17 protein-coding genes are annotated in these 19,591 nt (G+C 39.6%); 7 read left to right on the forward strand and 10 right to left on the reverse strand.

The genetic code is table 11. From position 1 onward, the window contains the following. Positions 1–63: 63 nt before the first annotated feature. Together IF202_RS11545 and IF202_RS17500 are read right to left on the reverse strand one after the other, a co-directional pair. Positions 64–1,728: a L,D-transpeptidase family protein gene (locus tag IF202_RS11545; RefSeq protein WP_191595048.1), complete on the reverse strand. Its 1,665-nt coding sequence runs from the start codon at positions 1,726–1,728 to the stop codon at positions 64–66. Beyond that, positions 1,725–2,075 carry a YkgJ family cysteine cluster protein gene (locus IF202_RS17500; RefSeq protein WP_456238048.1) on the reverse strand — a complete coding sequence of 117 codons (351 nt, stop codon included), beginning with the start codon at positions 2,073–2,075 and terminating at the stop codon, positions 1,725–1,727. Before IF202_RS17500 ends, IF202_RS11545 begins: the two co-directional genes overlap by 4 nt. Before the next feature lie 120 nt (positions 2,076–2,195). On the opposite strand from IF202_RS17500, the gene IF202_RS11555 reads away from it, so the two are divergent. After that, positions 2,196–3,434, forward strand: coding sequence for a response regulator (locus IF202_RS11555; protein ID WP_191595050.1), 1,239 nt, complete (start codon positions 2,196–2,198; stop codon positions 3,432–3,434). 72 nt (positions 3,435–3,506) lie between these two features. On the opposite strand, the gene gatB is transcribed toward IF202_RS11555, so the two are convergent. The 3 genes from gatB to gatC are packed head-to-tail and all read right to left on the reverse strand — an operon-like array spanning position 3,507 to position 6,714. After that, on the reverse strand, positions 3,507–4,952 hold the full coding sequence (gene gatB, locus IF202_RS11560; protein ID WP_191595051.1) for an Asp-tRNA(Asn)/Glu-tRNA(Gln) amidotransferase subunit GatB: 1,446 nt from the start codon (positions 4,950–4,952) through the stop codon (positions 3,507–3,509). Further along, positions 4,949–6,415, reverse strand: a complete 1,467-nt coding sequence (gene gatA / locus IF202_RS11565) for an Asp-tRNA(Asn)/Glu-tRNA(Gln) amidotransferase subunit GatA (RefSeq protein ID WP_191595052.1) — start codon at positions 6,413–6,415, stop codon at positions 4,949–4,951. The genes gatB and gatA overlap by 4 nt, the downstream gene beginning before the upstream one ends. A gap of 11 nt (positions 6,416–6,426) precedes the next feature. Continuing rightward, positions 6,427–6,714: an Asp-tRNA(Asn)/Glu-tRNA(Gln) amidotransferase subunit GatC gene (gene gatC / locus IF202_RS11570; RefSeq protein ID WP_191595053.1), complete on the reverse strand. Its 288-nt coding sequence runs from the start codon at positions 6,712–6,714 to the stop codon at positions 6,427–6,429. 238 nt (positions 6,715–6,952) lie between these two features. Here gatC and IF202_RS11575 point away from each other — a divergent pair, with 238 nt between their 5' ends. From IF202_RS11575 to IF202_RS11600, 6 genes are all read left to right on the forward strand, one after another. Continuing rightward, on the forward strand, positions 6,953–7,996 hold the full coding sequence (locus IF202_RS11575) for a rod shape-determining protein (RefSeq protein ID WP_191595054.1): 1,044 nt from the start codon (positions 6,953–6,955) through the stop codon (positions 7,994–7,996). Positions 7,997–8,063: 67 nt separating this feature from the next. Next, entirely contained in the window at positions 8,064–8,849 is a 786-nt protein-coding gene (mreC, locus tag IF202_RS11580) for a rod shape-determining protein MreC (protein ID WP_328797221.1), read from the forward strand. Further along, positions 8,846–9,319 carry a rod shape-determining protein MreD gene (mreD, locus tag IF202_RS11585; protein ID WP_191595055.1) on the forward strand — a complete coding sequence of 158 codons (474 nt, stop codon included), beginning with the start codon at positions 8,846–8,848 and terminating at the stop codon, positions 9,317–9,319. The genes mreC and mreD overlap by 4 nt, the downstream gene beginning before the upstream one ends. 21 nt (positions 9,320–9,340) lie before the next feature. After that, positions 9,341–9,949 (forward strand): Maf family protein, encoded by a 609-nt coding sequence (locus tag IF202_RS11590; protein WP_191595056.1) that lies wholly within the window; start codon positions 9,341–9,343, stop codon positions 9,947–9,949. Beyond that, entirely contained in the window at positions 9,942–11,396 is a 1,455-nt protein-coding gene (rng, locus tag IF202_RS11595) for a ribonuclease G (protein WP_191595057.1), read from the forward strand. The genes IF202_RS11590 and rng overlap by 8 nt, the downstream gene beginning before the upstream one ends. A gap of 42 nt (positions 11,397–11,438) precedes the next feature. Next, positions 11,439–15,227 (forward strand): YhdP family phospholipid transporter, encoded by a 3,789-nt coding sequence (locus IF202_RS11600; protein WP_191595058.1) that lies wholly within the window; start codon positions 11,439–11,441, stop codon positions 15,225–15,227. Between the two features lie 226 nt (positions 15,228–15,453). Here the strand turns inward: IF202_RS11600 and yjgA are convergent, their stop codons facing one another. Genes yjgA through IF202_RS11625 form a run of 5 tightly spaced genes read right to left on the reverse strand, consistent with a single transcriptional unit; the run spans position 15,454 to position 19,583 of the window. Then, entirely contained in the window at positions 15,454–15,990 is a 537-nt protein-coding gene (yjgA, locus tag IF202_RS11605; RefSeq protein ID WP_191595059.1) for a ribosome biogenesis factor YjgA, read from the reverse strand. A gap of 6 nt (positions 15,991–15,996) precedes the next feature. Continuing rightward, positions 15,997–17,349: a magnesium transporter gene (mgtE, locus tag IF202_RS11610; RefSeq protein WP_191595060.1), complete on the reverse strand. Its 1,353-nt coding sequence runs from the start codon at positions 17,347–17,349 to the stop codon at positions 15,997–15,999. Between the two features lie 6 nt (positions 17,350–17,355). Next, on the reverse strand, positions 17,356–17,625 hold the full coding sequence (locus tag IF202_RS11615; protein WP_191595061.1) for an HPr family phosphocarrier protein: 270 nt from the start codon (positions 17,623–17,625) through the stop codon (positions 17,356–17,358). Positions 17,626–17,634: 9 nt separating this feature from the next. Continuing rightward, positions 17,635–18,084: a PTS IIA-like nitrogen regulatory protein PtsN gene (gene ptsN, locus IF202_RS11620; RefSeq protein ID WP_191595062.1), complete on the reverse strand. Its 450-nt coding sequence runs from the start codon at positions 18,082–18,084 to the stop codon at positions 17,635–17,637. A gap of 17 nt (positions 18,085–18,101) precedes the next feature. Continuing rightward, complete coding sequence (locus IF202_RS11625; RefSeq protein ID WP_191595063.1) at positions 18,102–19,583, reverse strand: RNA polymerase factor sigma-54; 1,482 nt, start codon at positions 19,581–19,583, stop codon at positions 18,102–18,104. Between the last annotated feature and the right edge of the window lie 8 nt (positions 19,584–19,591).

The following is a 19,591-nucleotide window of genomic DNA, read 5'->3' on the forward strand; positions in this document are numbered from 1 at the left end:
CCTATAAATAAGAAATGTATTTATCGGGCTTTTTTTATTGTCTTGTTTTTATGCTGTGTTTAATTAGATCGATTCTTTTGGATTGAAAAAACTGTATCCCATTGCGTCTTCCATTAATTGATCTCTTTCGTAAATATCATTGCGAAACTCCAGCATGCCATTAGCGTTTGGAACAACGGTGAAATACACTAAATAAACAGGTATGTAGGTAGGTAGAGTAATAACACTGTTGCTTTTACTTTTTAGTGCCTTTGTCATTTCGTTAAAGCGTTTACTGCCTTTGGTTATTTCTCTCGCAAATTCAGTTGGGTTCTCTAGGCGGACACAACCAGAACTGAATGCTCTGTCTGTTTTACGAAATAAATGTTTTGCAGGAGTGTCATGTAGATAAATTTCATTCTTGTTCGGAAACATGAATTTATATTGCCCTAAAGCATTATCTTCATCTGGTTGCTGTTCAAAGCGATAGCTTAATTTGCTCTCTGTGATTTTTTTCCAATTTATTTTTGTTGAATCAAGTTCTTTCGCGCCAATGCTCCAGCTTGAATAGAGTTTGTAACCGTGTTTCACCAAGTAATTTGGATCAGCTTGCAATTTAGGTAATAGGTTTTCTCTTGCAATCCTGTGAGGGACTCTCCATGTTGGATTAGTGACCATGTAAGTCATTAACCCCTTGAATACAGGGGTTTTCCTTTCAGGCTTGCCGATAACCACCTTCATTGATGTAAGTTCGCCATTTAAATGCATATCGACTGTATAGTTTGTTAAATCTACCCAAACACGGTTAGCTTCCAAATCACTTGGCAGCCAGCGCCATCTTTCTAGGTTATAAGTGATTTGCTTTGCTCTAACTTCTAGTGGGACATTAAGTGTTTGGATTGTCTTAGGGCCGGCTGAGCCGTCTACAGAAATGTGATGGCGACGTTGAAAGCGTATTAATGCTTCTTTCAAGCGTATGTCGAAATGTTCCTCATTTACTTTGCGAGTGGAGAGTCGAATATCGCCAAGTTGTACTAAGCGGGCTCTTAGTTGTGCAACCCGTGGCCCTTCGTCCCCTATGGATAGGATTGATCCGGTGCTAACGAAGATGTCTTTTTCTTTCGATGTTAGATCTTGATAATAAACCAGCCATTTTTGTAGTATCTGGTATTGTGGGTTTCTCGGAGTGAGCATTGGGAGTGAGTCGACCATACCTGTTGCAGAGCTAAGGTAAAGTAGGTTTCTCCAGTTATCGTTCGGTGCATCAAGCTGCCAATTGGGGTCTATGAGTAGTGGTTCATAACGACCATTACTTAAGTCATGTGCGTAGCTAGTTAGTGCTATTGTGGCAATTACGTCCATTTCGGCGAGTTGTTGAGGTGATGGTTTTTTCAGCGCTAAATATTCTTTAATTATATTTGTGTGATAGTGAATAGGGTTGAGTCCATGGGTGTAGGATTGCTCAAGTATGTCGACTAGTTTGTAAATCGATTTGTTAATTTTTTGGTTTTCAATCCATATCGGCTCATAACCACGAGCCTTGTATGCTTCAAGAACGCTATTGTTGGGGATTGCTTGGCCCGCAACGGGAGTGAAAGCGTTCAGTGTTAATGATACTTGCTCTTTTACGGTGTACTCTATTTGAGATTCGCTAGGTGGCTCTATAAGGTGCTGTTTACTTGAGGAGGAGCAAGCACTAAGTAATGCACTGATGCATATTAATAAAAAAAATTTATTCACCGATATCATGAATGTGTTCCTGTGTGTGAGCTTGCGTTTAGTGGGCGAGTAAAGTCTTCTAGATGGTTTAATATGGTAATAGCTTCTTCTTTACTGTTATTGCAAATGTACTTTTCAGCCATGAAATCTTTACATACTTTTGGCCGTGATGGGTCTTTAAATATGGCGCAACTAAAATCGCTTAAAAGCTGTATGCAATGCTCTCCTGCCAATTTTCCATTAGGCATTCCTGGTATTGGAGATGTAATAGAGGGTGCTATGCAGCAGGCACCACAATTAGATCGGCATTGCATGATTTTTTGCCTTATATTAAACGAATGATTATAAATAAAATAAAATATGATTACATCGGTCATTTACAAAATAACACTGGCTGTGATGGTTTAGAGCGTTGAAATTTTAGGGCGTTGTGGGCCATTAAAGTATATAATTACAAGCTAATGAATCATTTTTTTTTTTGATATAAGGTTTTGTTAATGGTTACTAGGTTAAAAATACTAGTGGTGGAGGACAGTCCTGTTGTTCTTAAAGTGTTAAACCACCTGTTGTTACAAAATCCTACTTTTATTCCTGTGCTATGTGATTGTTATAAAGAAGCGGAAAGCAAATTAAACAATCTTGAAGAAGTGTTTTTTGCAGCGATTGTGGATTTAAATTTACCTGACGCAGAAAACGGTGAAATCGTTGATCTTGTCTTATCTCATAAAATTCCTTGTGTGGTATTGACTGGAAACATCAATGATTCTTTAAGACTTAGTCTTTTGAATAAAGGGGTTCTTGATTACATTATCAAAGACAGTCGATACTCCTTTAATCATGTCATCAAGGTTATTGAACGCTTAAATAAGAATCAAGGCATAAAGGTTCTGGTTGCTGAGGACTCTTCGACTAGCCGGCTTTTTATTAAAATTTTATTAGAACAATATCGTTTTAAAGTCATTGAGGCTGAAAACGGACAGGAGGCTCTGGCTAAACTAGAGGCCGATTCTGATATTAGTATGCTGATTACCGATCATAATATGCCTCTGGTAAATGGTTATGATTTGGTTCGTATGTTGAGGCACAACTCACGGTTTCAAGATTTAGTTATTATTGGGTTGTCCGCTGAAGGAGACAATGCATTATCGGCTAAGTTTATTAAGGCAGGTGCGAATGATTTTCTTAAAAAGCCATTTTACCATGAAGAGTTCCATTGTCGGGTTATTCACAATCTTGAAGCGCAAGAGATGCTTGAAACAATAAGAGATTTGGCAAATATTGATCCACTGACTAAGCTGAAAAATAGACGTTATTTATTTGATGAAGGTGAGCGATTTTTTCGGAAAAACTCGCCTAATGTTTCACTTGCTATGCTTGATTTAGACAACTTTAAGCGAGTAAATGATACTTATGGTCATGTTGTTGGTGATCAGTTGTTAGAGGCTGTTGGCTCTGAAATAAAAGCATCATTTCCTGATGTTTTGGCTTTTCGCTTTGGTGGTGAGGAGTTCTGTATTATTGCCAGTGTAGGTGAGCAGGAGTTGCAGGGGTTACTGAACTCCTTCTCTCTAAAAATGCGATCGAAAGAGTTAACAGAGGCTAAAGTTCTTATAACTTGCAGCGTAGGGGTTTGTTGTCGCCCTGTAACTTCTCTTGAGGAGTCTATTAGGATTGCAGATGCTAATCTTTACGAGGCTAAGCGCCTAGGGCGAGATCAGATTGTTTCTGATGCTTGATTTTTAGTTATAAAAAATGCCGCTTTGTGTTTAATAAACTAAGCGGCATTTTTGTTTCTTTGATGAGTGTTTTTAGCCTTTTAGCATTTTAGCAAGAATCGGGTTGACGATTCCTGGGTTTGCTTTACCTTGAGAGGCTTTCATTACCTGGCCAACGAAGAAGCCAATCATTTTCTTTTGTTTATCTTCGTCAGAGCTGCGATATTGTTGAACTTGATTGGCATTTGCGTCCAAAATAGTTTGAATCATGCTTTCAATTGCATCAGTATCGGTAACCTGTTTTAGGCCTTTTGCTTCAATTATTTTATCCGCAGAGCCTTCGCCTTCCCACATTGCTTGAAGTACGTCTTTTGCTGTTTTTCCATTTATGGTGTTGTCTTTAATTCTGGCTACTAACTCACCAAAACTATTGGCCTTAACAGGGGTGTTTTGTATGTCTAATTGTTCTTGGTTGAGGAGTTTACTTAGCTCACCCATCACCCAGTTTGCCGTTAGTTTTGCATCTTTAGCGATGGTGTTAGCGGCTTCAAAATAGTCTGCCATTGCCCGTGATGATGAAAGGACATGGGCGTCGTATTCACTTAGCCTATGTTCGCTTTGGAATCGCTCAGCTTTCTGGCTAGGGAGCTCAGGTAGGCTTGCTTTTATTTCGTCTACATAATCTTGTGTCAGGACAATTGGTAATAAGTCGGGGCAAGGAAAGTAACGATAGTCGTTTGCGTCTTCTTTGGAGCGCATGCTTCGAGTTTCATTCTTTTCTGGATCATATAATCGAGTTTCTTGAATGATTCTTCCGCCGTCTTCCAATATATCTGCTTGGCGCTCAATCTCTGTATAAATAGCTTTTTCAATAAAGCGAAATGAATTTACATTTTTTATCTCTGTGCGTGTGCCATATTCGGTTTGCCCTTTAGGTCGTAATGAAATATTTACGTCACAACGCATTGAGCCTTCGGCCATGTTGCCATCACAGATGCCTAGATAAGTCACAATAGAGTGAATCATTTTGACATAGGCAACAGCTTCTTTCGCTGAGCGTATGTCTGGTTCTGAAACAATCTCAAGTAATGGTGTGCTGGAACGGTTTAAGTCTATTCCTGTCATACCTTGAAAATCTTCGTGTAAAGATTTTCCAGCATCTTCTTCAAGATGCGCACGAGTAATGCCAATGCGTGATGTTGTGCCATCTTCCAATGTCACATCAAGGTGACCGATACCAACAATTGGGTGGTCCATTTGGCTGGTTTGATAGCCTTTTGGTAGGTCTGGATAGAAATAGTTTTTACGTGCAAAAACTGACGTCATTCCTATCTCTGCATCAATGGCGTGGCCAAACATAACTGCCATACGAAGTGCTTCTTTGTTTAAAACAGGTAGAGCACCTGGCATCCCCAAATCTACCAAAGTTGTTTGAGTGTTTGGTTCGGCGCCAAAGCCAACAGCGGCACCTGAAAATAATTTTGATTTTGTAGAGAGCTGAGTATGAATCTCAAGGCCTATAACAACTTCCCAGTTCATGCTTTTGCTCCTTTTGTCATTGCTGGTGATTGTAAATGCCAATCAGTATGTTGTTGATACTGGTGTGCTACGTTTAATAGTTTAGCTTCGGCAAAATAATTACCCATGACTTGAAGGCCGACAGGCATGCCATCTACAAAGCCAGCAGGGACCGACATAGCGGGTATGCCAGCAAGATTGACAGATAGTGTGTATATGTCTTCTAGGTACATGGCAACAGGGTCGCTGGTTTTACTACCAAGGCTAAACGCCGTGGTTGGTGCTACAGGGCCCATGATGACATCGACTTCACTGAGGGCTTTGACGAAATCTTCTTTAATTAAGCGGCGTATTTTCTGAGCTTTTAAATAATAAGCATCATAATAGCCTTCTGATAAGGCGTAAGTGCCGACCATAATGCGTTTTTGTACCTCTGTGCCAAAGCCTTCTGCTCGTGAGCGAGTATACATGTCTAGTAAGTCTTTCGGGTCGTCGCAACGATGACCAAATCGTACGCCATCAAATCGAGATAGGTTAGACGATGCTTCAGACGGAGCGATCACGTAATAAGATGGAATGCTCAGTTGCAGGTTTGGCAATGAAATTTCTTTTACGGTTGCACCCAGTTTTTCGAATTCTTTAACGGCAGCCATAATAACGTCGGCAACGTCAGCGTCTAGACCGTCACCAAAATACTCTTTAGGTAGACCGATTTTTAGACCTGTTAGAGGGGTGTTAATGTTGGTTAAATAATCGTCAGTAGGTGTTTCGGAAGATGTTGAGTCTTTTTCGTCAAAACCACTCATAGCTTGCATTAAATGCGCGCAGTCTTCGGCACTTTTTGCCATTGGACCCGCTTGATCTAGGCTAGATGCATAAGCAATCATACCAAAGCGAGAAACGCGACCATAAGTCGGCTTTAGACCTGTAATGCCGCAAAAAGATGCTGGTTGGCGAATAGATCCCCCTGTGTCTGTTCCTGTTGCTGCAACAGCAAGGCCAGCAGCGATAGCAGCAGCAGATCCGCCAGATGATCCACCTGGGACTGTGTTTAGGTTCCAGGGGTTTTTTACGGCTCCGTAAAAGCTATTTTCATTCGAAGAGCCCATGGCGAACTCATCCATGTTGGTTTTTCCTAGCATAACCGCGCCAGATTGCTGAATACGACTAGTAACAGTTGATTCGTAAGGTGGAATGAAACTGCTTAGCATTTTTGAACCGCAGGTTGTTAGTGTTCCTTGGGTGCAAAATAAATCTTTGTGAGCAACTGGTATGCCGGTTAAGTTAGTACCTTTTCCGCTTTGTATTAGGATGTCTGCTGCTGCAGCTTGCTCTAATGCGTGTTGCTCACTGACGGTAATATAGCTATTTAGCTGTGGATCAATCTCTGCAATACGGTTTAAAAAAAGATGTGTTAACTCAACGCTTGAAATATCTTTATTACGTAATTTTTGCGCTAATGTCGAGATGCTTTGTTCGAACATGCTTGGCTCTCTTAATCTATAACTTTTGGTACTAGGAAAAGACCCGCTTCTGTTTGAGGGGCGTTGGCGAGGAAAGCGTCACGGCGATTTTCTTCTGTGACTATGTCGTCTCTTAGTCTTTGTGTCATTTCAAGTGGGTTTGAAAGTGGTTCAACACCATCGGTATTAACAGATTGCATCTGCTCGACGAGCGCTAGAACACTAGATAGTGAATGTTGGTATTGATCGGCACCTTCTTCTGTTAGAGCAAGGCGTGCCAAGTGTGCAATTTTTTGCACGTCTTGTTTGTCTATGGACATGTTCCACCTGATTTTGATTGTCGTAAAAAATAGTAAATATTGTATCTCTTAGTTGAACCGCTATAAAGCTAACGACGTGAAAAATCTAGTTTATTTGTGTTTTTTTGCAAGAAAACCTATGAGTAGTAAAGTTCATAGTAGTTTTTTTCAAATTTACGCGGAATCAACTTGCCCATTGGGCTGGCGATTGTTACATTTTGAAGCTATTCGTATCGTATTTATCAGGATGTAAGAATTCATGTTTAAGAAAATCAGGGGAATGTTTTCAAGTGATTTGTCTATTGACTTAGGAACGGCAAATACCCTCATTTACGTTCGAGATCGCGGGATTGTGCTTGATGAGCCTTCTGTTGTGGCGATACGTCACAATGGGAATCAAAAAACAGTGGCGTCGGTTGGTGTAGATGCAAAGCGTATGCTTGGTCGTACACCGGGTAATATTACTGCTATTCGACCTATGAAAGACGGTGTTATTGCTGATTTTCATGTTACAGAAAAAATGCTTCAGTATTTTATTTCAAAAGTACATGAGAATAGTTGGTTAAAACCAAGCCCACGAGTACTTGTATGTGTACCTTGTAAGTCTACTCAAGTTGAGCGACGTGCAATCAAAGAGTCTGCGTTAGGTGCTGGCGCTCGTGAAGTTTATATTATTGAAGAGCCTATGGCTGCTGCGATTGGGGCAGGACTTCCTGTTGCTGAAGCGTCAGGTTCAATGGTTATTGATATCGGTGGTGGTACTACTGAAATCGCGATTATTTCTTTGAATGGTATTGTGACATCTGAGTCTATTCGTGTCGGCGGTGACCGTTTTGATGAAGCTATTACGACTTATGTTCGTCGTCAATATGGTAGTTTGATTGGTGATGCAACAGCTGAGCGTATTAAAACAGAAATAGGCATGGCTTATCACACTGGTGAAGAGCTACAAATCGATGTTCGTGGTCGTAATCTAGCTGAAGGTATTCCACGCTCTTTCGTTTTGAGTAGTACTGAAATTCTAGATGCATTACAAGAGCCGTTAGCACAAATTGTCCAAGCTATTAAAGGGGTTCTTGAGCAATCACCTCCTGAATTGGCAGCCGATATCGGTGAAACTGGCTTGGTATTAACGGGCGGCGGTGCATTGTTACGTGAAATTGATCGTTTAATCAGTGAAGAAACAGGCTTACCTGTCATTATTGCCGATGATCCTTTGACATGTGTAGCTCGTGGTGGCGGTATGGCTCTAGAATTAATGGATAAGCATGCATCTGAGCTCTTTACAGCAGATAACGAGTAAAGCTTAGGAGTCTCCCATAAATAAGTCGCTTCACTTTGGCGGAAAAGTATCTAGCGTTCGCTTTTGTGTGCTAGTAACTTTATCTGTGGCTATGATTTTTGCAGATGTTCGTTATTCTGTATTTTCTCAAGTAAGACCTTATTTAACCTTGTTGGTGGCACCTATACAGGTTGTGGTTAATACGCCTCAAAAGGTTTTTTATTGGGCAGATGAGCATCTTGCTAGTAGGGAAGGGTTGGTAGCTGAAAACCAATCCCTTCAGGCGGAAATCTTATTGTTACGTAGTCGTCAGCAACGATTAGATTCATTACAAGCAGAAAATGTACGTCTAAGAGAATTACTTGATGCTTCTCAACGCGTAGATGAAAAAATTGTCATGGCCGAAGTTATTGGTTTTGATCAAAATGCTTATAGCCATAAGTTATTAATTGATAAAGGGTTTTCTTCAGGTGCTTATGTTGGTCAGCCCGCTTTAGATGCTACCGGTGTTTTAGGCCAGGTGGTTGAAACTGCCGCATATAGTAGCCGTGTATTACTTATTGCTGATGCCAGTCATTTTATTCCTGTACAACTTTCTAGAACAGGCTTTAGAGGGATTCTCCGAGGGACTGGAAGTTTAAAGCTAATGGAATTGATGAGTGTTCCGCGATCAGTTGATATTAAGAAGGGAGATATACTCACTACGTCGGGCCTAGATAACCGATTTCCTAGTGGTTATCCTGTTGGAGTGGTGAGAAGCGTTAAGTATACCCAAGGTAAGGCCTACGCTGATATTGATGTGGTTCCTTTAGCCCAACTAGGCCGAAGTAGACATGTTATGTTAATTGATAAGCCACAAGCAGGGAAAAAATGAAGTCAGTTGTTGTATTTGTTATTACCCTGTTAACGGCTTTGATGCTTGAGGCTGTTCCTTTTCCTGAGGAACTTCTGTGGTTTCGACCTGAATGGGCTTTGCTCGTCATTCTCTACTGGGTAATCGCTTTACCATTTAGAGTTGGTGTCGGTTTTGCCTGGTTTTTGGGTTTGATGGTGGATTTATTGCAGGGTGGAATTATTGGTCAGCACTCTCTAACCTATGTAATCATCGCTTATACTTGTGCTGTTTTTTATAAACGTTTGAGAATGTACCATAGTTGGCAGCAAGGCTTTTTTGTATGTGTCCTTGTGAGCGTCAATCAACTTGTCGATTTTTGGGTTGATCACTATATAGGTAATGCAGAGCCCACTCTGATGATCTTTATGCCAGCGATTATCACTGGTTTATTATGGCCTTGGTCTTTTATTGTTCTACGTAGTGTGCGTCGTATGTACGCTATCCATTAGGCTATTTTTTAGGGAACGTTTATGCTTGTTTTGGCTTCAGCTTCGCCGAGAAGAAAAGAGCTGCTCAATCTTTTGGTGAAAAATTTTGATGTTCTGCCTGCTGATATTGATGAAACACCGCATACACAAGAAATTGCTGAAAATTATGTTGTTCGAATGGCGGTAGAAAAAGCCATAGCAGCAAAAATTAAATATAAACAACAATCAGATATTGATATTACAGCTGTTTTTATTGCGTCTGATACCAGTGTTGTTATCGACGGTCATATTCTAGGTAAACCTACTTCACTTGAAGACTCAAAAAATATGTTGAGGCTTTTGTCTGGTCGTTCCCATCAAGTTATTACTTCTCTTTGTCTTTGCAATCTAGATCGCGAACATTTAGTTACTAAATGTGTTGTTAGTGATGTTTTTTTTCGCTCTATATCAGATGTAGAAATAGAGCAGTATTGGAGAACAGGGGAGCCACAAGACAAGGCGGGTTCATACGCAATTCAAGGATTAGGTTCTGTGTTTGTTGAGACGATGTCTGGTTCTTATTCCGCTGTAGTTGGCTTGCCTTTATTTGAAACTGCGCAACTATTAAAGCAATTTGGAATTCATTCTTTAGAGGATATGTCTCATGAGTGAAGATGTACTTATTAATGTCACTCCCATGGAAATTCGTGTTGCTCTTGTTGAAAATGGTGTGTTGCAAGAGGTTTATATTGAGCGCTCTAGTCGCAAAGGGATTGTAGGGAATATATATCAAGGAAAAGTAGTGAGAGTGCTTCCTGGTATGCAGGCTGCATTTGTTGATATCGGTTTGGAGCGTGCTGCCTTTATCCATGTTTCTGAGGTTGCGGATCGTGATGCAATTAATCCTAGCGATCAAATTGGTGATTATTTACGTGAAGGGCAATCCCTTGTCGTTCAGGTTACTAAAGACCCTATTAGCTCAAAAGGCGCGCGCTTAACTACTCACTTATCTATTCCTTCTCGTTATTTAGTTTATATGCCTGATCAAGTGCATGTTGGTGTGAGTCAACGGATAGAAGACGAAGAGGAGCGTGAGAGGCTTAAGGCACTTGTTTCTGAAGCGTTAATTGATGTAGATGAAACCAGTGGGTTTATTTTGCGTACTGCGGCTGAAAAAGTTGGTGAGGATGAAATACGTTCTGACATCAAGTTTTTAACTCGATTATGGCAATCTGTTAAGCGTCGTATGCAAAATGCTAAAGCGCCTTCTATTATTTATGAAGATCTGCCTTTGCATTTACGTACTATGAGAGATTTGGTTGGGTTAACTACTGAAAAAATCCGTATAGACTCAAAAGAAAATTATGCCAAATTACGTTCATTTGCTGATGATTTCATCCCTGAGTTAAAAGATAGAATTGAATACTATCCTGGTGAACGTCCTATATTTGACCTTTACAGTGTAGAAGACGAAATACAGAAAGGATTAGATCGAAAAGTTCAATTGAAGTCAGGTGGCTATTTACTGGTTGAACAGACTGAGTCTATGACGACGATTGATGTAAATACGGGTGGTTTCGTTGGTAGTCGTAATCTTGAAGAAACTATTTATAAAACGAATCTTGAGGCTGCAACATCTATAGGCCGGCAGCTTAGGTTGCGTAATCTTGGTGGAATTATCATTATTGATTTCATTGACATGGAAGATGAAGAGCATAAACGGCAAGTGCTACGAATGCTTGAGAAGGTTTTGGATGTTGATCACTCTAAAACAAAAATAACGGGTGTATCTGAGCTTGGTTTGGTTGAAATGACACGTAAAAGAACACGTGAAAGCCTTGGTCAAACTTTGTGTGAGCCGTGTCGATCATGTCGTGGTAGTGGTTTGGTTAAAACACCAGAAACAGTTTGTTATGAAGTATTTCGTGAGATACTAAGAGCAGACCGTGCTTATGACTCACAAACCTATACAGTGTTAGCTTCTAGTACTGTAGTAGAGCGATTTTTAGATGAAGAAAGTGTCGGTGTTGCTGAACTAGAGGCTTTTATCGGTAAGAGTATTCGTTTTCAAGTGGATTCTGTTTATACACAAGATCAATACGATGTTGTGCTTCGATAACTAACGTTAGCTATCGAAAGCGAGAGAAAAATAGGTCTAAAAATGAATTGGTTATTGCGCAAAATAATTCTATTTTTTTTCTGGGGTGCTATTACCTTTACCGCGCTGCTGGCGATATTGTCTGTAAGTGTAGGCAAGCTAATACCTTATTTAGATAACTATCGTCCACAAATAGAAAGTAATTTACATCAAATTACAGGCTACCCAATTAAATTAGGTAACATAGATGGACGTCTAGAGGGGATTGATCCAACTGTTTCGGTCAGTGGCTTTCAGTTATTTGTGAATGATAAGCCTGTCATTACTATTGATGAAATACGAGTTCGATTAGATGTCATAAAATCTATTTTCAGCTTAAGCCCTCAGTTTACCTACATTCGATTTTTAAGACCTATTGCTTCTCTTCAAGAAGTTGAAGGGCTGTGGCGTCTAAATGAAGGTAAGGCTGCTAATAGTGATGTTGGTATTGAGAGGGTGCTGGACTATCTGTCCGCACAGCGCAATTTTTCAATACTCAATGCTGAAATTAATGCTCATAGTGATCAATTCGGTAAGCATATTATACGAGTCCCGTACGTTTATATTTTCCAAAAGGAGTTTGGCTCTCTACTCAGCTCAACTTTTTATCTAGATGATTATGAATCGCCATTTAAGGTTGATGCCCGTCTTGATCAAACTATTCGTCTTCTTGGTAGTTATCGTATTAAAGCAGCTATACAATCTCCTCTTATCTCACTTCCACTTAAAGTGTTTAAAACTAATTCTTTATCATCTGTTGAGGTGGGAGGGGATATTTGGTTAGATTTTGTGGTAGATAAAGAGTTTAAATTAAGAACAGAATCGACACATTTTAATGTGTCTTTTTCTGATAGTCAGCAATATGAAATTACTTCGTCTATAAAGCTTAATTATTCCCTAAGTCACCCTAGTTTACGAATTGATATAGATAACCTACAGGTCAAAGATCAAGCTGGAAAAAATTACCTCCCAACAGATGTTGTGTTTGATTGGTCTTCAGTTTCAAACCGTTCAACCATAAGCTTTGATCAAATGGATCTTGATTTAGGCCATCAATTAGGCTCATATTTCTTACCCGCAGAAAGTGGTGCTCAAGCGATTTTGAATGGGTTGTCACCCATAGGCACCGCTAAAAATGGCTCTATTAATTTCTCGCATGAAAATGATGAGCTATCTTTTCAATATTTGAGTAATTTACAAACTGCATCAATTAATGCCTATAAAGGTATACCAAAAGCGACGAATATCAATGCTATTTTTAGTTTGTCCAAGAGTGCTGGTTATATTGATTTTGAAGGGACTAAAAGTGATATTCATTTTGATGTTGCTTACGATGATGTATGGGCTACAGACTTTTTATCTGGTCATGTGAGTTGGAGTGATCAGCAAGGAACTTTGTTATTGAGTGGTCGAGATCTTATTGTGCAGAGAAACGAGGCGGATCTTGATGGTGAGTTTAGAGTGGAGGTTCGGGACAACGCTCCCGATTGGGTATCGCTAGATTTACATGGGCGAAATATATCGGCGTCTGATCGCTTAACATATATACCTCCTAATGCTCTGAATGATGATCTAAAGACTTGGATTGATGCCTCAATTTCAGAAGCAGGGCAAGCAGATGATGTTAATGTTCTGGTGCAAGGTGAGTTAATTGATAATGCACAACCCCATGTTCGAGTGCGAGTGGAGGCTAGTGATCTAGAAATTACTTTCGATGAAAATTGGCCTACAGCAAAACGTGTTAGTGGAGTGTTTGAATTTGATAAAATGGGAGTTTCCGTTCAAATAGATTCAGCTTATTTATCGGATTTACCTGTTACTGATATTAAGCTGTCTGTACCTATAAATAATGGTTCTGTTGATTGGTTAAATGTGAAAGGTGAGGTTGCTGACGATTCTTCTACTATTTTAAGTATGCTGGAGAATACCCCACTAATTGACTCTGTACTTCAACCTTTTTCAAGCTGGGATTTGGAGGGGAATATTGAAGGGCAATTTGATATTTCAGTGCCTTTTTCAAAAGGCGTAGATCCGAAAATAGAATTAGGTTTAGTTTTTAAAGACAATCACCTGTTGATTAAAGATTTAAATCTACCATCCACTATTAAAAATGGACGTTTAAATTACAGTTCAAATTTGGGTATAACGGACTCAATATTTGATATACAGGGTTTGGGAGGTCCATCTCGTTTAGTACTGTCTTCTAATATAACGCCCGATGGCAGACTTGCTGTAACTGGTTCCTTATCAGGTACCACAGATATTCGTCGAATAGCGGAGTGGCAAAAGGTACCTAAAGCTGTCATTAATAAAATATCAGGTGAAACTTCCTATCAAGGTGAATTGTCGGTTAATCAAACGCAGAATGGTCAAGTCGATTTGACTATTGATAGTTATTTGATTGGAGTAAATATTGATCTACCTGAACCCGTAGGGAAAAGTCCTCAAGAAGCTAAATTATTGCGAGTTAAGCTGATGCAGCATGAAGGTGATATTGTTGTTGATGCTGATTATAACCGTTTGTCTGATGTTCGATTTTTACTTCATGATGGTGAATTTATTGGTGGAGAAGTGAATTTTAATAGGAATTCAGGTAAACCATTTGATTCAGCTATTCCGAGTGGTTTGGTAGTTAGCGGTGATTTTAATATGTTTGATGTGCAAGAGTGGTTCTCTACACTCAATGATCTACCTGATGAAAGTAGTGGGAGCTCTAATAATATTGAAATGCCTAGTATTCCTAAATGGCTTACTCGTGTAGATTTAATCGTTGATGAGGTGGTTGTTAACCCTGATAACGTTTGGCATAACTTCAAAGTTTCATATAACCCAGCTAAGGATAACTCTTTATTTGTTAGTTCTGATGAAGTTAATTTTTCATTTAGAAAGAAAAATAATCTCCCAGATCTACACTTTGATTTTTTAAGTTGGAATACTGCGTCTACAGCTGTTGATAATCGGCCTGATAGTCAATCAGAAGCTCCTATATCTGCGCAACAAATTCCGAATATGACGTTATCTATTAATCAGTTTTATTTAAATGAACAACCTTATGGTGATTGGCAGCTTAAGATTTCACGAGAAAATAATTTAGTTCGTGTCGACCCTATTTCATCAAAATTAATTTCTGGTCGTTTCATTGGGAGCTTATATTGGTTAGATGCAGGGGATGATTCAGCCGTTAATTTTAAAGTGGCAGTAAGTGGTGAGGACCTTTCTGAGCTTACTGAGAAATTTTCAAGCGAAGCTTTTCTTTCTTCAAAGAAATATAATATAGATGTGGATTTGAGCTGGAAGGGGCATCCATTTTACTTTAATCGACAGACTGTTTTGGGCGGGATAAAGTTTTTTGCTGAGAATGGTGTTTTTCATAAGGTTGATGAGTTACCTGCTTTTTTGAAGGTGCTAGGTATTTTTAACGTAGGGGCATTAACCAGGCGTCTGACATTGGATTTTTCTGATATTTATACATCAGGCTTAACGTATGACGAGTTTACAGGTGCACTTACTCTTAAGGATGGAATTTTAAGAACAACGAAACCGATTAAAATTGATTCGCCGAGCGCTAATATTTTGTTGGAAGGGAAGGCAAATATTGTAAATGAAACACTGGATGAAAAATTAACTGCAATTTTTCCTCTTACCGGTGCTTTACCTTTAGCAGGCTTGTTGTGGGGAACACCTCAGCTTGCAGGATTACTTTTTATTACTGATATGTTAATTGGAGATGAGCTATCTAAAGTAACCAGTATCGAATATAAGATAGAGGGTCCATTCGACAATCCAACTATGACGCCTATGAAGCATAAATAGTTAAAAGTGATAATTAATGATTAGTTCATGTGTTGCGGCGATTTGGAGAGAACTTAGCGAAGCTACGCGAAGAGCCTGGTTATTTTTTTTTTTACTGTTACTAAGCAAGTATTAACTGAATGCCTAATTAAAATACCTTGCCTTTTTCATAGTAGATTATAGTTATAAAAAAACCTAGCTGATTGGCATTAGCTAGGTTTTTTTATATATCGCAGTGCAGTGTTATCTAATCTTTTAATCCTAATCGTTTTTCTTCTATTTCACGTAAAAGACTAAACAGTTTTTTACGATTAGTTGTCTTACTTTCTTGTGATACTTCTTTTTGGGATTGACGAATAAGCTGCCTAAGAAGTTGAATGTCATCTATGTTCGGGTTTTCATCTAGATATTTAGAAAGCGCTTCTTTACTGTTTTCGCCAATTAGTGAATCTCGCTTTATCTCAATTTGACGAAAAAGCTTATTGTAAGCTGCAGATGTTGTATCAAGTAAGGCAACTCGTTGCGCTATAGTTTCGTGATCTTCTGTGCGCATCACACGACCTATATATTGTAAGTGCCTTCTTTTCGCTTCATTTTGTTTTATGCGGCCAGACTCAATAATGGCATCTTTTAATGTGTCAGACATTTCAATTTTTTTAAGCTGGTTTTTGCTTAGGCTTAATAGTTTTTTACCAACTTCCTGTAAAGCATCCATTTCACGTTTTATCTGGGATTTGCTTTTAGGGAGTTCTTCGTCATTTTCAAGTTGATCAAAGTCTGTCATGGGAACCTATATTAGAAAAATAGTAGCGAGACCTAGGAAGGAAAGGAACCCAACAACATCGGTCACGGTAGTCAAAATTACGCTGCCTGCAAGAGCTGGATCGATACCAATTTTTTTTAGCAGAATTGGAAGGAGTGTACCAGTGGTTGCTGCAAATAGCAGATTTATTATAGTGGCGGCTGCAATGATATAGGCAATCTTTATATTGTCAAACCAAAGGGCCGTTAAGGCTGCTATAACTGTAGCCCACAATACTCCGTTAATAAGCCCTACAATGATCTCTCTGTTTAATAGCCAGCGGGTATTGGTAGTGCCAATTTGATTGAGTGCAATGCCTCGAATAACCAGCGTAAGTACCTGAGAGCCTGCTATTCCGCCCATACTTGCAACAATTGGCATAAGGATGGCGAGAGCAACGACTTGATCTAACGTGTTTTGAAAAAGGCCAATAACATAGGAAGCGATAAATGCCGTTATTAGGTTTATACCTAGCCAAACAGCACGTCTTTTTGAGGTCTTAATAATAGGCGAAAAGGTATCTTCGTCATCATCTAGGCCAGCCATACTTAACATCGAATGTTCTGCTTCGTCTCGTATAACATCAACAACATCATCTATGGTGATGCGACCAAGAAGCTTTTTGGTGTTGCTATCAATAACAGGAGCGGAAACCAAATCCATTTTCTCAAAAAGTTGCGCAACTTCACTTGCAGGTGTTTCGGCGGCAATAGCCGTGAACTCTGTTTCCATTATGTCGCGAACTGTTGCGTTTGTATCAGAAATTAATAAATGAGTTAACGGTAGTGTCCCTAATAATTTGTCTGAACGGCTGACAACGAGAAGGCTGTCTGTCATTTCGGGTAGCTTGGTGTGTCTACGCAAATATCGAAAGACAATATCTACTGTAATGTTCGGACGTATAGTAATAGTGTCCGTATTCATTAAGCCACCGGCAGAATCTTCCGAGTAGCTTAAGAGTGCTTCGACTCTCATTCTGTCTTGGGCAGACATTGATGCGAGCACTTCTGCTACTACTGTTTCTGGTAGGTGTTGCAGTAAATCGGCTAAATCATCGCTTTCAAAATGTTCAGATACAGAAATAAGTCGTTCTGTATCCATTTTTTCCATGAATTGAACGGCAATATCTTCGTTTAAGTACTGTAGGACTTCGCCTTGGTTCTTTGGGTCAATGAGTTCCCAGAGAAGTTTACGCTCTTTTGGAGGGGATGATTCTAATAGTCTAGCAACATCTTGTGCAGGCAATGCTCCATTAAGTAAATAACGGATTTGCATGGTTGCACCGGAGCCGAGGGATTCGGTTACCGTTTGAAGATGAGTGAGAGTTGTTTTGTCTTGCATAGGGTGTTATTCGTCTTCACCAAAGCGGTTGTTAATTAACTCGACTATAGCTTTAATTGCTTCCTCTTCATCATCACCATTGGTTTTTATATGAATTTGAGTTCCTTTGCCTGCGGCGAGCATCATCATGGCCATAATGCTTTTCCCATCGACATTACGGCCTTCTTTTTCGATGGTAATATCACAAGAAAAGCGTGATGTAGTTTCGACTAGTTTACCTGCGGCTCGGGCATGCAAACCAAGTTTGTTGATGATGGTAATAGACTCTTCTCGCATGCTTTTTTCCTATATTAATGAGTCGAAAATATTGAATAATTCTTCGTTTGTTTGAGCTGTTCTTAGTCTATCTAGTGATTGTGGGGATTGAGCTAATTCAGCAATTTGGGCCAAAGATTCTAAATGCTCATCACATTCGTGGGGTGGAACAATGAGTGCGAAAATAAGGTCAACAGCCCTTTTGTCAATCGAGTCAAAATCAATTGGGTTCTGGAGTGACATGACGACAATGGCCGTATGATTGGCTGATTCTAGTCGACAATGAGGAATGGCTATTCCATTGCCAATACCTGTGCTACCCAATTTTTCTCGACCTAATAGCGCATCATAAACAGCCTCATTGTTACAATGTAGTCTATTTGATGCGATTTCCGCTAAATTCTCTAAAACACGTTTTTTGCTAACAATGTCTTGCTTGGCAAGAACAAGTTCCGCTTTTAATAGTGATTTCAATGGCATGGTAAAATAGTATCCGTTTAGATCAATCTCTTGCGTTCATTGGACGGCGGAATATTCATCGCCTCTCGGTATTTAGCAACAGTGCGTCGAGCAACTTGTATGCCTTGGTCTGCCAAAATAGTTGCCAATTTATTATCGCTTAGTGGTTTTTTTGCGGGTTCATCTGTTACGAGCTTTTTAATCATAGCTCGAATTGCAGTTGAAGAGCATTCTCCACCAGATGCAGTATTTACATGGCTTGAGAAAAAATACTTAAGCTCAAAAATTCCTTTTGGTGTGTGCATATATTTCTGAGTGGTTACTCTTGAAATAGTCGATTCATGCATACCCACTTCTTCTGCAACATCGTGAAGAACCATGGGCTTCATGGCTTCTTCACCTAGTTCGAAAAAATCAATTTGTCTACTTACAATGCAGCTTGCTACCTTTAAAAGGGTTTCGTTACGGCTTTGAAGGCTTTTCATAAACCATTTAGCTTCTTGTAACGATGTTTTTATGTAGCTGGCATCTTCTGGCGTAGCTGCTGTGCTGGCCATCGCGGAATAGGTTTCGTTAATTTTAATTGGAGGAAGAGCATCGTTATTTAACTCAACTTGCCATACGCCGCTGCGTTTTTTTACCGAGACGTCAGGAATGACATAATCTGTGTCGTCTGCGTCAATCACGGAACCTGGTCGTGGATTGAGTTGCTGTATTAGCTCAATAACTTCCTTTAGGGCTTCGTCTTTGAGTTTTGTTTTTCTACTTAATTGAGCAAAATCTCTATTACCTAGTAATGGTAAATAGTGATCGATTAAATTATGCGTGCTTTTATAAAGGGGATGGCTTTGAAAGGCTTCCAGTTGCACTAATAAACAATCTCGTAAATCAATAGAGCATACGCCAACAGGATCGAATCTCTGAAGTCTATGTTGAACAGCAACAACTTCTTCTAGATCTAAGTCTTCTAGCTCTATGGAAAGTGATTCCCATATGTCATTAGGACTAATACTAAGATATCCATCAGGTTGAACACACTCAATCGTGGCGTAAGCGATTTCAATGTCTCTATCTGACATGTGAGTTAAGTTCAATTGCCAAATAAGGTGGTCTTGTATGCTTTCTGACGGTGCGTTACGGCTTTCAAAATCACCATCGCCTTCATAGTTGTTACTGTCACTAACTGCGGCGGAGCTTTGGTAGGTGTCATCCCAGTTACTATCAATAGACAGTTCCTCAGGAATGCTTTCTGTCCATTCTGATTCGACGCGTTCTTCTTCGTTGATATTGTTTTCAACCGGAGAATCTGAGTCAATGGTACTTTTTGACTCAATACTTGAAGGGGCTTCTATATGAAGTTGTTCATCATCATCCAATTCAAGAAGCGGATTTGATTCAAGGAATTCGTGTATTTCTTGTTTTAGATCCAACGTAGAAAGCTGCAGCAAACGGATCGCTTGTTGCAGTTGTGGTGTCATGGTCAGTTGTTGACCGAGTTTTAATTGTAAAGACTGCTTCATGGAGCAAC

Source organism: Marinomonas colpomeniae (assembly GCF_014803385.1).
In the GTDB taxonomy this organism is placed as follows: Bacteria; Pseudomonadota; Gammaproteobacteria; order Pseudomonadales; family Marinomonadaceae; genus Marinomonas; species Marinomonas colpomeniae.